The sequence below is a fragment of the Azospirillum sp. A23 genome (genome assembly GCF_042938965.1).
GTDB classification, from domain to species: Bacteria; Pseudomonadota; Alphaproteobacteria; order Azospirillales; family Azospirillaceae; genus Azospirillum; species Azospirillum melinis.
The window spans coordinates 895,676-909,017 of record NZ_CP170663.1 but is presented as its reverse complement, the minus strand read 5'-3'; the positions used below and the strand labels follow the sequence as shown (position 1 = coordinate 909,017).

The window sequence follows — 13,342 nt, the reverse complement described above, 5'->3', positions numbered from 1 at the left end:
CCTTACAGGCTGGCGCAGAAGGCCTCGAACGTCTCGCGGCTGGCGTAGGATTTCTGGGTGCCCGGCCGGGTGATGCTGTCGGCGGCATAGCGGACCGCCATGTGCAGCGCCGCGTCCAAATCGCGGTTCTCGACATAATAGCGGGCGAAGCTGCCGATGAAGGCATCGCCGGCCCCGGTGGTGTCGACCGGCGTCACCCGCACCGGCTCGATCCGCCGGGTCTCCTCGCCCTTGGTCACCAGGAGCGCGCCGCGGGCGCCCAGCGTGACGATCACGGTGCGGATGCCGCGCCCGATCAGCGCGCGCGCCGCCGTTTCGGCCTCCGCCTCCGAAGTCACCGGCAGTCCGGAGATGGTCGCCAGCTCGGTCTGGTTCGGCACCAGGAAGGTGACCTGCTCGATCCGCTTCGGGTCGAGATCGGTCGGCGCCGGGGCCGGGTTCAGCAGGGTCTCGATGCCGTGCCGCGCCCCGAACTCGATGGTGTGGTAGATCGTCTCCAGCGGGACTTCCAGCTGCATGACGATCAGGTCGCAGCCCTTCAGATCCTCCGCCGCGCGGTCGATGTCGGCCGGCGACAGCAGGGCGTTGGCGCCCTTGATGATCAGGATGCTGTTCTCGCCCGACGGCTCGACGAAGATGGGGGCGACGCCGCTGGAGGTGCCGAGCACCCGCTCGACATGGCGGGTGTCGATGCCCGACTCCTCGAAGTTGCGGATGGTGTTGTCGGCGAAGATGTCGTCGCCGACCTTGGTGACCATCATCACCTCGGCCCCCAACCGGGCGGCGGCGATGGCCTGGTTGGCGCCCTTGCCGCCGCAGCCCATCTCGAAGCGCGGCGCTTCGATGGTCTCGCCGGGGCCGGGCATGCGGGCGGTGTAGGTGATCAGGTCGACCATGTTGCTGCCGACCACGGCGATCTTGCCCATCTTCGGTATCTCCTCTCGCAACGCCCTAACTCACAGCGCCCGGATGGCGCATTCCTCTGCTTCGGCCTCGTCGGCGGTCAGATAGCCCAGCCGCACCGAAAAGCGCCGGGTCTCGCCGCCCGCCAGCGTCTGGACATTGCCCTTGGCGCTCTCCGCGCTGTAGCCCTCCGGCTCGCAGGTGGAGGGCAGGGCGAAGGCGCAGACCTTCTGGTCGCTGTTGACCAGCACCCAGCGCACCGTCTTGGGAAACTCGCGCGTGCTGTAGGCGATGTGGAAGGCGTCGCCCTCGCGCCGCCGCATCATCACCGCGGTGCCGCCCTCCTCGTCGGTGCGCAGGCCGCGGATGTAGAAGACCTGTTCGGGGTCGTAGCGCCCAGGTTCGTCCAGCACCTCCATCACCGCCGGATCGCGGGCGAGGTCGGACAGCAGCGCGTCATAGGCCGGGCTGCGCGGCACATGGGCCGGCACCACCGTGCGCACCGCCGTCGCCTCCGGGGTGAAGGGGGCGGGCTGGACGATGCGGGCGCCCTCGGCAAAAGCGAAGTTGACGTGGCACATGTACATCAGGTCCATCGCCGCACCCGACAGGTTCTCCACCACCATCGCGATGTCGAACAGGGCGGAGCCGGGGCGCAGCACCACCCGCGGCCGGGCGACGTAATGGGCGCCGAAGCCCATCACATACTCGCGCCGGCCGGTAACCGCCATGTAGGGGCCTTCGTCGTCCTCCCCCACTTCCAGCCCGGCATCGTCCATCGGGGCGCAAGGCATCTCGCCATGCAGGAGGTGGCTGTCCTGCGGGCCGGGGCAGCCGTTGCGCAGCAGCCCGGAATGGAAGGCGAAGCAGCCATAGGTACCGACGATCTCGCTGGCTGGGCGCGGCATGTCGAACATGTTCGCCATGGTCAGGTCGACGCCGTCGAACACCGCATCCCACACCATCTGGCCGTAATAGGGCAGCACCACCAGATGCCCGCGCCGGTTGGACAGCCGCACCGCCTCGATCCCGCTGTCATAGCGGAACAGGCTGGCGGTCATGCCGTGCGCCTCGGCGACCGGGCGCTCGGCCTCGCCGAAGAAGCTTTTGCGGAAATGGATTGCGGTTCGGACGCTCATGGGATTTCCTCCCTAACGAAAGCCGGTCTGGAAACCGGCTAGCGGGTGCGGTTCTTGTAGGCGTTGATGGCGATGACCAGCAGAAGGAACGCTCCCCAGATGAAATCGATCAGGTGGTTGGAGAAGCGCAGTATCTGGAAGCCGCTCGACAGCAGCATCAGCGCCGCCACCGCAATGGTGATGCCCAGCACCGTACCGCGCCCTCCCGCCGGGTTGGTGCCGCCCAGCACGGCGATCAGCACCGCCTGCAGCAGGTACGAGGTGCCGTAATCCGACTTCGCCGCGTTGGTCCGCCCCGACAAAATGATCCCGGCGACCGAGGCCAGAACGCCGGTCAGCATATAGCTGTACAGCACCATCCGTTCCCGCTTCAGCCCGGCGAACAGCGCCGCCTTCGGGTTGGTGCCGATCAGCATCAGGTTGATGCCGAGCGCGGTGCGGCTCAACACGAAGGCGATCAGCACGGCGATCACCGCGAACAACACGAAGGGCGTCGCCAGTCCCAGGATTTTACCGTTGCCGAGGAAGGCCCAGGCGGTGGGGAAGCCGACGATGGCCGGCCCGCCGGTCAGCACGATGGCGAGCCCGGTGAAGACCTGCCCCGTCCCCAGCGTCGCCAGGATCGGCGTGATGCCGAGGCGCGTGATCAGCAGTCCGTTGACCGTCCCCGCCACCAGCCCGGTGCCGAGCGCGATCACCCCGCCGAGCAGGACGGTCAGGATGCCGGCGTCGGCGATGCCGGCGGCGCCGGCCATCTTGTGGAACAGCACGCCGGCCAGGATGCCCGACAGATTGGCGACCCCCACCACCGACAGGTCGATGCCTCCGGTCAGCATGGCGATCATCATCGCGATGGAGAGCAGCCCCAGCTCGGGGAAGATGTAGGTGATCGATTCGAAATTGTAGTAGCGCAGGAACTTGTCCGGGCTGAGCGCCGTCATCACGGCGAAGATCAGCACCGTCATCACCAGCAGCTGGACGATGTTGTTGTCGCGGCTGATCAGGCTGCGGATGTTCATTTGCGTCTTCATGTTTCCGCCTCCTCACGCCGCCCGGCGGCGGTCGCGCCACGCCGACAGGGCGGTCGCGGCGATGACGATCAAACCCACGACGACGAGCTGCCAAGTGGTGTCCACGCGCATGATGATCAGGCTGTTCTTGACCATCACCAGCATGAAGACGCCGAGCATGGTGCCGAGCACGCTGCCCCGCCCGCCGAAGATCGACGCCCCGCCCAGCACCACCGCGGCGATGACGTCCAGCTCCAGCCCGACGAAGTCGCGGGGGTTGGCCAGCCAGATCATGCCGCTGTGCAGCAGCCCGGCGAAACCGGCCAGGGCGCCGGCGACGCAGTAGATGAAGAAGATTGTCTTGCGCAAATCGAAGCCGGCGCGCCGCGCCGCCTCCGGATCGCCGCCCAGCGCGTAGGCGCTGCGGCCGATCATGGTGTAGCGCAGCACCAGATGCATGGCGAGCGCCAGCCCGAGATAGATCAGCACCATCGCCGTCAGGCCGTAGGTGGTGCCGTCGGCCTTGGTGACGCTGACCACGTCGGTGCGGGCGAAGTCGATCAGCGCGGTCGGCATCTTGTTGATGTTGATCATGCTGGTGCCGACGACGCCCAGCAGGAAGCCGCGCACCATGGCGCTGGTACCCAGCGTCACGATCAGCGGGATCATGCGGAACTTGTAGACGAAGAAGCCGTTCACCGCGCCGAACGCCAGCCCCATCAGCGTGGCGGCCAGCAGCGGCAGCACGACGCCGTTGTATCCCAGCGCCAGCATGCCCTTGATCGTCAGATACATGGCGGCGACGGCGAAGGCCGGGAACGACACGTCGATGCCGCCGGAGATCAGCACCAGCAGAACGCCCATCGCCATGATGCCGATGATGACGTTGCTGCGCATCAGGCTGAACAAATTGTCGAGCTGCCAGAAGGCGGGGTTGATCGTGCCGATGAGGACCATGGCGAGCAGCAGGATGCCCGCGATGACCGTTTCCGACCGGCGGAGCAGGGCCATCGGTTCCTCCCTCAGGTGAAAGTCTTGAGCCGGTCGCTGACCGTCTCTTCGGTGACGTCGGCGGCGGGCAGATCCTCGATGAAGCGCCCGCGATGCATCAGCACGATGCGGTTGCAGTTCTGCACCAGCTCCAGCACGTCGTCGGAGATCATCAGGACGGCGAGGCCATGATGCTGCGCCAGCTCCCGGATCTTGGCGTGGATTTCCGCCTTCGACCCGACATCGACACCGACGGTCGGGCCGTTCAGGATCAGCACGCGGGCGTCGGTCAGCAGCCAGCGGGCCAGCACCACGCGCTGCTGGTTGCCGCCCGACAGCTGCATCACCGGCTTCTCGGCGGTGGGGGTGGCGATCTGCATGGCGCGGACCATGCCCTGCGTCATCTCCTCCGCTTGGCTGCGGTCGATCACCAGCTTGGGCGCCAGCCGTTCGTAGGAGGTGGCGAGCATGTTGCGCTTGATGCTCTGCGGCAGGAACAGCCCTTCGGTCAGCCGGTCCTCCGGCACATAGGCGATGCCGGCAGCGATGGCCTCCTGCGTCGTGCGCAGCCGGACCGGCGCGCCGTCAATCAGGATTTCGCCTTCATAGCGCGGCACCATGCCGAACAGGGCCAGCGCCAGATCGGTGCGGCCGGAACCGAGCAGGCCGGACAGCCCGACGATCTCGCCCGGCCGGATGGCGAGGCTCAGAATCCTCGCATTTGCCGGGCACGGTCAGGCCGCGGATCTCCAGCCTGGGCACCGGCGGCGGGCCGGGCGGCGGGGTCCAGACATAGGGTTGGTTGAGGATGTCGCCGCCGGTCATGTGGCGGGTGATCAGCGCCTCGTCGAAGTCGCCGGTCGGTCCCTCAGCCACCTTACGGCCGTTGCGGATCACGGTGATGCGTTCGCTGATCTCCAGCATCTCGCGCATCTTGTGGCTGACGAACAGGATGGCGATGCCGCGCGACTGGATGTCGCGGACGATGCGGAACAGCGTCTCGACCTCCTTGCGGGTCAAGGCCGTGGTCGGCTCGTCCATGATGATCAGGCGGGCATCCGACATCAGCGCGCGGGCGATGGCGACCAGCTGCTTGCCGGCGGTCGGCAGCGATGCGACCTCGGCATCGAGGTCCAGCTCCACGCCCAGCCGGTCGACCGCCTCGCGAGCGATGACGCGGGTGCGCCGCCAGTTCATCAGCCGCCGCTTCTCGCCGAGATGGACGTTCATCGCCAGATTCTCGGCGACGGTCAGGTTTCCGAACAGGGAGAAATCCTGGTAGATGACCTGGACGCCGTGGGCGATGGCCTCGATCGGCGTCATCGCCGCGATCGGCTTGCCGTCGATCAGGATTTCGCCGCCGTCCGGCCGGTAGACGCCGGACATGATCTTGATGACGGTGGATTTGCCCGACCCGTTCTCGCCGGCCAGGCAATGGATCTCGCCGGGCTTGATGACCAGCGACATGGCGTCCAGCGCCACGACGCCGGCAAACACCTTCCGGATGTTCCGGAGTTCGATGAAACCGTCCGACATGTCTTCCGCCCGGCGGTTCGAGGAAAGGATAAAGACGCGGGCGCCGGCCGCCGTTCCCGGCCGCCGGCACCCGCCCTTGGGTCGTCAGAAGTCGTAGGAGCCCATGTTCTCCTTGGTGACGCCGACCCAGCCCTGGCCGTACAGCAGGTTGGCCTTGGCCCCCTGCGGCGTGGTCAGGGCGGTGTAGCCCGGCAGGCCGAGGTTCAGGCCGGCCTTGATCTGGTCCTTCTTGCCGTCCAGCGCCATCACCGCCAGCATGTTCATGGCATAGCCGGCGACCGCCGGATCCCAGAACTGGATGTACTGGATGTCGCCCTGGGTCAGATACTGGCCGGCCACCGAGACCAGACCCGTGCCGGAGAAGAACAGCTTGTTCTTCAGACCGCGTTCCGCCACCAGCCGGCCGGCTCCGGCCGAGGTCGGCATCGGACCGCCGACGATCCCCTTCAGGTCGGGGTAAGTCGTCAGGACTTCCTTCAGCTTGTTGTAGTCGGTGTTGGCGTCGTCATAGGTCTCCAGACGGTTGGTCACCATCTGCATCTTCGGGAAATGTTCCTTCTGATAGGCGACGGCGCCGTCGATCCACTCGTTCTGCGACTTCGAGGTTAGGCTGCCGACGGTGCAGACATACTTGCCCTCGCCGCCCATCGCCTTGCCCAGCACTTCCATCAGCTTTGCGCCGTAGGCGAAGTTGTCGAAGGCCTCCAGCACATAGTCGGCGTTCTGGATGTTCGACGCCTCATGCGCGATCACCACGATGCCGCGGTCGCGCGCCTTCTTCAGCACCGGCTCCACCGCCTCGACCGAGAAGGGGACGATGGCGATGGCGTCGACGCCCTGGGCGATCAGGTTCTCGACCAGCTGGACCTGCGCCGCCGCGTCGGCCTGGCTCGGTCCCACCATCCAGGTGTCGTGGCCGGTGTCGCTGGCGAACTGCTTCACGCCGTCGCGCATGCGGTCGAACCAGGCGATGCCGTCGACCTTCACCACGGTGGCGATGGTGTATTTCTTCTTGGTGGCGTCGGACTTCAGCGTCTTGACGGCATCCGGAGTCGGAACCGGATCGGCGGCCATCGCCGGCCCGGCGACCAGCGACGCGGCGACGATGAGCGAGGACAGCAACTTCTTCATGTCGGCGTGACTCCCATGAGAGGCGATGAGCGCCCTGCGGTGGGAAAAATCCTCGACCCACCGCCGACGCCGGGGTGTTTGCCACCCGCTGCGCGTTCCGTTTTTGATGATGCCGTGCCGGGTGGGACGGACGGAACTCCCGCCCGACCGGCACGCTGTATGGCGTGTGCGCCGCCGGCGGAATCAGCCGCCGATGATCGCCACGCTGGCGCTGGCACCGATGCGCGAGGCGCCGGCCGCGATCATGCGGCGGGCATCCTCGGTTGTCCGCACGCCGCCCGACGCCTTGACGCCCATGCCGTCGCCGACGGTGCGGCGCATCAGCGCCACATCCTCGGCGGTGGCGCCGCCCCCGGCGAAGCCGGTGGAGGTCTTGACGAAATCGGCCCCGGCCTCCTGCGACAGGCGGCAGGCCAGCACCTTCTCCTCGTCGGTGAGCAGGCTGGTCTCGATGATGACCTTTAGCAGGGCGTCGCCGCAGGCCCGCTTGACCTGGGCGATGTCGTCGCGGACCTCGGTTGTCCGTCCGGCTTTCAGCAGGCCGATGGGGATCACCATGTCGACCTCGCGGGCGCCGTGGCGGACCACCCACTCGGCCTCGTCCGCCTTGATCGCCGTGGGATCGGCGCCGAAGGGGAAACAGATGACGGCGCAGGGCGCCACCGGCGATCCGGCCAGCCGGTCTGTCACCAGCGGGATGAAGACGGGGTTGACGCAGACCGCCTTGAAGGCGTGCGCACGCGCCTCGTCGCACAGCCGCTCGACCTCGGCGGGCTGGGCATCGGGGCGCAACAGGGTGTGATCGATGAACGGAGCCAGACCGGCCGGCTCCGCCGGAACGCTGGGTATCGGCATCTTGGTCCTCCCGGGGAGCCCCTTGTCCTTTGGAGCTCTCCTCGATTGTCGCCGGGATGCCGACACCGCTTCAGAATTCCCCTTTGGGAGAGTCTTGCGATGTTAACATCCTAACATTTTCTGAAAGGATAGTTTCACGCTGTCGCGCGCTGTGTCAAGATCAATGCACGCGATTGTGATCTTGACCACGGCCCTCCTGCTCAAGGCTTTCCGCCATTGGGATTAACCCGTCTGGATTGTAAGGTGCGGCCGCGGGCAGCAAGGGCAGCAAGGGCAGCAAGGGCAGCAAGGGCAGCAAGGGCAGCAAGGGCGGAAACGGTGCGGAATGCGGACATGTCGATGAGAAAGGCCGAGCGTCTGAACCGGTTGCAGTCCGCCCTGGATGCCGGCGGCTATCTTCGGCTGAAGGATGCGGCGCGGCTGCTGGGCGTGTCGGAAATGACGGTGCGGCGCGACATCGCGTCCTGCGGCGGACGCTTCGCCTATCTTGGCGGCTACATCGCCGGCGGGCTGGAGAGCGCAGGGGGTATGGGCTACATCCTGGATCGCGAACGGGACGCCCACATTGAAATGAAGCGCACCGCCTGCGAGGCGGCGGCAAGCCTGCTGAAGCCGGGTGAAACGGTCTTCATCGATTGCGGCACCACCACCACCCATCTCGCCAGCCGCATCCCGGCCGACAGCCAGATCACCGTGGTCTGTTACGCGATGAACATTGCGGAGATCGTCTGCAAGAAGCCCGGCGTACGCGTGGTCATGCTGGGCGGCCTTTACCACGCCTCCTCCGCCTCCTTCTCCAGTCCGGAATCGCTGGAGATGCTGCGCGGCATCGGCATCAACACCGCCTTCATCTCGGCCGGCGGCGTGCACGAGTCGCTGGGGATCAGCTGCTCGAACTTCCATGAGGTGGAGATCAAGCAGACGGCCATCGCCAACGCGGTGACCAGGACGCTGGTCATCGACAGCAGCAAGTTCGATCAGGTCAAGCCGGCCTTCTTCGCCAAGCTCGACAGTTTCGATTTCCTGTGTTGCGACGACGGATTGGACGCTGCAAGGTCGGAACGGTTGACCGCCGCCGGGGTGCGCATCGTGCTGGCCTGACGCCAGGACTCAGGTGCCGGGGGCCAGCGCCCGGTGGCCGGCATGGAGGCTGTCGATGATCGCCTGCCCGCGCTCCAGCAGATAGCTGCGCAACTGTGCATGGACCGGCAGCAGTGGCAGGCTGCGGCGGTGGGCGATGTACCAGGACCGCATCAGCGGCAGTCCCTCCACCCTCAGCTCGCGCAACATGCCCAGTGCCAGCTCCAGATTCACGGTGTGGCGGGACAGCAGGGCGACACCGATTCCGGCCATCACCGCCTGCTTGATCGTCTCGTTGCTGCTGGATGTCATGACGATGCGCGGGGAGAAGCCCTGGCCCTGGAAATAGGCATCGGTGAGCGCCCGCGTGCCGGCCCCCTCCTCCCGCGCGATGAAGTCGCTGTCGGCCAGGTCGGACAGGCGGAGTATCGGGGCCTGGGCCAGCGGATGGCCCGGCGCGCAGATGATGATGCTGGGATGGCGGGCGAACGGTTCGGCCAGCAACTCATCCGCATCCAAAGGTCGGCCCATGATGGCAAGATCGACCTCGCCCTTCGCCACCATCGCATTCACTTCGCGCCGGTTGCCATCCTGGAGATGGATAGACACGCCCGGCCGCTCCGCCTGGAAGCGGGACACCATGTGCGGGGCGATGTATTTGGCGGTGCTGACCAGCCCGATGGTGACGTTGCCGCCGGTAACCCCCTTCAGCGCCTGCATCCGCCGGTCCGCATTGTCAAGCGCCTGTAGGATCAGCGTCGCGTGTTCCAGCAGGTCGCGCCCCGCTTCCGTCAGGACGACGCCCCGGCCCACCCGTTCGAACAGCGGGAAGCCGCAATGGCCCTCCACCTGCTTGATCTGGAACGAGACCGCGCCGGGCGTCAGGCCGAACTGTTCCGCCACGCGGGCGAAGGACAGGCTGCGGGCGGCGGCGGTGAAGATCTGAAGCTGGCGCAGAGTGGCGTGCTGGATGGTCATCGGCTGGCGTCATTCACGAGGGATGCCTATCCATACTGTGCTGTATATTTGAATTTTCCTCAACAGTACGTAGGACTAACGTTTTCGTCGAACGAACCGAACGTCACCGACGAGGTGAGGACGATGAATTACGTATCGACAACGCTCCCCCCTGATCAGAAGGCCGGCGACGCGGTCGTCAGCGACCCCAAGGCCCGCTACCGGCCCGGTGTGCTGAAATATCGGCAGATGGGCTACTGGGAGCCGGACTATGAGCCGAAGGACACCGACATTCTCGCCGTCTTCCGCATCACGCCGCAGGATGGCGTCGATCCGGAGGAAGCGGCGGCAGCGGTTGCCGGCGAGAGTTCCACCGCCACCTGGACCGTGGTTTGGACCGACCGCCTGACCGACTGCGAGCGCTACCGGGCCAAGGCCTTCCGTGTCGATCCGGTGCCCGGCATGCCCGGACAGTATTTCGCCTACATCGCCTATGAACTCGACCTGTTCGAGGAAGGGTCGATCGCCAACCTGACCGCGTCGATCATCGGCAACGTCTTCGGCTTCAAGCCTCTGAAGGGGCTGCGGCTCGAGGATATGCGAATCCCCATCGCCTATCTGAAAACCTTCCAGGGGCCGGCGACCGGCATCGTGGTGGAGCGCGAGCGGCTGAACAATTTCGGCCGCCCGCTGCTGGGCGCCACCATGAAGCCGAAGCTGGGCCTGTCTGGCCGCAACTATGGCCGCGTGGTGTATGAGGCGCTGAAGGGTGGGCTCGATTTCACCAAGGATGACGAGAACATCAACTCACAGCCCTTCATGCACTGGCGCGACCGTTTCCTCTACTGCATGGAGGGGGTGAACCGTGCCACCGCTGAGACCGGGGAAATCAAGGGTACCTACCTGAATGTCACCGCCGCCACCATGGAGGACATGTACGAGCGCGCCGAGTTTGCCAAAGAACTGGGCAGCGTCATCGTCATGATCGATCTGGTGATCGGCTATACCGCGATCCAGTCGATGGCGAAATGGGCGCGGCGCAACGACATGATCCTGCATCTGCACCGTGCCGGCCATTCCACCTACACAAGGCAGAAGAACCACGGCGTGTCGTTCCGCGTCATCGCCAAATGGATGCGCATGGCCGGCGTCGACCACATCCATGCCGGCACCGTCGTCGGCAAGCTGGAGGGCGATCCCAACGTCATCCGCGGCATTTACGACACCTGCCGCGAAACCCATGTTCCACAGAATCTCCAGCACGGCATTTTCTTCGACCAGCCCTGGGCTGGTCTGAAACGGATGATGCCGGTGGCGTCCGGCGGCATCCATGCCGGGCAGATGCACCAGCTGCTGACCTATCTGGGCGAGGACGTGATCCTGCAGTTCGGCGGCGGCACCATCGGCCATCCCGACGGCATTCAGGCCGGTGCCACCGCCAACCGTGTCGCTCTGGAAACGATGGTCAAGGCCCGCAACGAGGGCCGCGACATCTGGAACGAGGGGCCGGAAATTCTGCGCGAGGCCGCCCGCTGGTGCGCTCCGCTGCGTGCGGCGCTCGACACCTGGAAGGACGTGACCTTCGATTACGCCTCCACCGACAGCGTTGATTACGTCCCCACCCCCACCGCGGCGATGTGAAGGAGCGATTCCCATGCGGCTGACCCAGGGCCAGTTCTCCTTCCTGCCGGATTTGACGGACGAGGAGATTACCAAACAGGTGCAATACGCCCTCGACCAGGGCTGGGCCGTGGCGGTGGAGTTCACCGACGACCCGCACCCGCGCAACAGCTATTGGACGATGTGGGGCAACCCCATGTTCGACCTGCGCGACGCCAAGGGCGTGACGATGGAGATCGACGCCTGCCGCACCGCGCATCCCGAGCAATATGTGAAGGTTCTCGCCTTCGACAGTTCGCACGGCTTCGAGACGGTGCGAATGTCGTTCCTGATCAACCGCCCGGCGGAGGAACCCGGTTTCGAGCTGTTGCGGTCGGAGGGGCCGGGGCGGCGCATCGGCTACACGGTGCGCAGTTATGCCACCGGCCGACCCGCCGGGCAGCGCTATGGCGGGGAGACCCGTTATGGACCGTGAGCTTGGGTCCGGATATCTGCTTGCTCCTTCGATCCTCTCCGCCGACTTCGCACGGCTGGGCGAGGAGGTGGAGCGGGTGGTGGAGGCGGGATGCGAAGTCATCCATGTCGACGTGATGGACAATCATTACGTCCCCAACCTGACCATCGGTCCGTTGGTCTGCGCCGCCATCCGTCCGCACACCCGTGCCATCCTCGACATCCATCTGATGGTGCGTCCGGTCGATGCGCTGGTGCCGCTGTTCGCCAAGGCCGGTGCCGACATCATCAGCATCCACCCCGAGGCATCGGACCATCCCGACCGAACCCTGGCGCTGATCCGCGAAGAGGGTTGCCGCGCCGGACTGGCGCTGAACCCGGCCACGCCTCTGGCCCATCTCGACCATGTGATGGACCGGCTGGACCTGATCCTCGTCATGTCGGTCAATCCCGGCTTCGGCGGCCAGTCCTTCATCCCCTCCGCGTTCGAGAAGATCGCCGAAGTCCGCCGCCGGATCGACCGCCACCGCGAGCGTACCGGCCGCGACATACGGCTGGAGGTGGACGGCGGCATCAAGCCTGACAACATCCGCGCAGTGGCCGATGCCGGCGCCGACATCTTCGTCGCCGGATCCGCCATCTTCGGCGCGGCGGATGCCGATGGCGGCTATCGCGGCGTGGTCGGGCGGATGTGCGCCGCCCTGATGGCCGAACCGGAATGGAGGGCGGCATGAGCGGGGTCGCCGACCTTCTCGACCAGGAGACCCGTGACCGGCCGTCCGACGCTCTGTCCGTCGATCTCGACGCGCTTTACCGGGAGTCCGGCATCGGCGGAATGCTGGCGGGGATGGATCGCGACCTTGTCGGGCTGAAGCCGGTGAAGACCCGCATCCGCGAGATCGCCGCCCTGCTGCTGGTGGAACGCGCCCGCCGCAGCATCGGCCTCCGGGCGGAGCCGCCGTCGCTGCACATGTGCTTCACCGGCAATCCCGGCACCGGCAAGACCAGTGTGGCGCGGCGCATGGCCGGGCTTCTCCATGGGCTGGGCTACATCCGTCGCGACCATGTGGTCAGCGTCACCCGTGACGATCTGGTCGGCCAGTATATCGGCCACACGGCACCCAAGACGAAGGAGGTGCTGAAGCGCGCCATGGGCGGCGTGCTGTTCATCGACGAGGCCTATTACCTCTACCGGCCTGAGAACGAACGCGATTACGGCCAGGAAGCCATCGAAATCCTGCTTCAGGTTATGGAGGACAACCGCGACGACCTCGTGGTGATCCTCGCCGGCTACCGCGACCGCATGGAGGTCTTTTTCCGCTCCAATCCCGGCATGGCGTCGCGCATCGCCCACCATGTCGATTTCCCCGACTACGAGGCGGAGGAGCTGCTGGAGATCGCCCGGCTGATGACGGAGGGCATGCAGTACCGCCTGGCGCCGGAGGCTGAACGGGCGATGGCCGACTACATCCTGCGCCGCATGGCCCAGCCGCGCTTCGCCAACGCCCGCTCCATCCGCAACGCGCTGGACCGCGCCCGCCTGCGTCAGGCCAACCGCCTGTTCGAAGCGCGCGGCAACGCCATCGCCGCCGCCGACCTGCTGACCATCGCCGAGGAGGACATCCGCCAAAGCCGAGTCTTCACACAATAGGCCGGCAGCAAGCCGGC

12 protein-coding genes and 1 pseudogene are annotated in these 13,342 nt (G+C 66.1%); 5 read left to right on the top strand and 8 right to left on the bottom strand.

Annotation, left to right across the window (positions count from 1 at the left end; all coding sequences use genetic code 11):
- Positions 1-2 precede the first annotated feature (2 nt).
- The 7 genes and pseudogenes from rbsK to deoC all read right to left on the bottom strand — a co-directional run bounded on the left by rbsK (position 3) and on the right by deoC (position 7,564).
- On the bottom strand, positions 3-926 hold the full coding sequence (rbsK, locus tag ABNQ40_RS03910; protein WP_109047326.1) for a ribokinase: 924 nt from the start codon (positions 924-926) through the stop codon (positions 3-5).
- Between the two features lie 30 nt (positions 927-956).
- Entirely contained in the window at positions 957-2,042 is a 1,086-nt protein-coding gene (locus ABNQ40_RS03905) for an aldose 1-epimerase family protein (RefSeq protein ID WP_109047327.1), read from the bottom strand.
- A gap of 38 nt (positions 2,043-2,080) precedes the next feature.
- Complete coding sequence (locus ABNQ40_RS03900) at positions 2,081-3,073, bottom strand: ABC transporter permease (RefSeq protein WP_109047328.1); 993 nt, start codon at positions 3,071-3,073, stop codon at positions 2,081-2,083.
- A gap of 12 nt (positions 3,074-3,085) precedes the next feature.
- Positions 3,086-4,063 carry an ABC transporter permease gene (locus ABNQ40_RS03895; protein ID WP_012977088.1) on the bottom strand — a complete coding sequence of 326 codons (978 nt, stop codon included), beginning with the start codon at positions 4,061-4,063 and terminating at the stop codon, positions 3,086-3,088.
- A gap of 11 nt (positions 4,064-4,074) precedes the next feature.
- Positions 4,075-5,578 (bottom strand): annotated as a pseudogene (locus tag ABNQ40_RS03890) (sugar ABC transporter ATP-binding protein).
- Between the two features lie 84 nt (positions 5,579-5,662).
- The gene (locus ABNQ40_RS03885; RefSeq protein ID WP_109047330.1) at positions 5,663-6,709 is read right to left on the bottom strand and encodes an autoinducer 2 ABC transporter substrate-binding protein; all 1,047 of its coding nucleotides are present in this window, start codon (positions 6,707-6,709) and stop codon (positions 5,663-5,665) included.
- A 183-nt stretch (positions 6,710-6,892) separates the two neighbouring features.
- The gene (deoC, locus tag ABNQ40_RS03880; protein WP_109047331.1) at positions 6,893-7,564 is read right to left on the bottom strand and encodes a deoxyribose-phosphate aldolase; all 672 of its coding nucleotides are present in this window, start codon (positions 7,562-7,564) and stop codon (positions 6,893-6,895) included.
- Positions 7,565-7,897: 333 nt separating this feature from the next.
- Between deoC and ABNQ40_RS03875 the strand changes: the two genes are divergently transcribed.
- Complete coding sequence (locus ABNQ40_RS03875) at positions 7,898-8,665, top strand: DeoR/GlpR family DNA-binding transcription regulator (RefSeq protein ID WP_109047332.1); 768 nt, start codon at positions 7,898-7,900, stop codon at positions 8,663-8,665.
- 9 nt (positions 8,666-8,674) lie between these two features.
- On the opposite strand, the gene ABNQ40_RS03870 is transcribed toward ABNQ40_RS03875, so the two are convergent.
- On the bottom strand, positions 8,675-9,622 hold the full coding sequence (locus ABNQ40_RS03870; protein WP_109047333.1) for a LysR family transcriptional regulator: 948 nt from the start codon (positions 9,620-9,622) through the stop codon (positions 8,675-8,677).
- A 123-nt stretch (positions 9,623-9,745) separates the two neighbouring features.
- Here ABNQ40_RS03870 and ABNQ40_RS03865 point away from each other — a divergent pair, with 123 nt between their 5' ends.
- The 4 genes from ABNQ40_RS03865 to cbbX are packed head-to-tail and all read left to right on the top strand — an operon-like array spanning position 9,746 to position 13,325.
- On the top strand, positions 9,746-11,242 hold the full coding sequence (locus tag ABNQ40_RS03865; RefSeq protein WP_109047334.1) for a form I ribulose bisphosphate carboxylase large subunit: 1,497 nt from the start codon (positions 9,746-9,748) through the stop codon (positions 11,240-11,242).
- 13 nt (positions 11,243-11,255) lie between these two features.
- On the top strand, positions 11,256-11,696 hold the full coding sequence (locus tag ABNQ40_RS03860; protein ID WP_109047335.1) for a ribulose bisphosphate carboxylase small subunit: 441 nt from the start codon (positions 11,256-11,258) through the stop codon (positions 11,694-11,696).
- Positions 11,686-12,408 carry a ribulose-phosphate 3-epimerase gene (gene rpe / locus ABNQ40_RS03855; protein ID WP_109047336.1) on the top strand — a complete coding sequence of 241 codons (723 nt, stop codon included), beginning with the start codon at positions 11,686-11,688 and terminating at the stop codon, positions 12,406-12,408. Before ABNQ40_RS03860 ends, rpe begins: the two co-directional genes overlap by 11 nt.
- Complete coding sequence (gene cbbX, locus ABNQ40_RS03850) at positions 12,405-13,325, top strand: CbbX protein (protein ID WP_109490635.1); 921 nt, start codon at positions 12,405-12,407, stop codon at positions 13,323-13,325. Before rpe ends, cbbX begins: the two co-directional genes overlap by 4 nt.
- Positions 13,326-13,342: the final 17 nt, after the last annotated feature.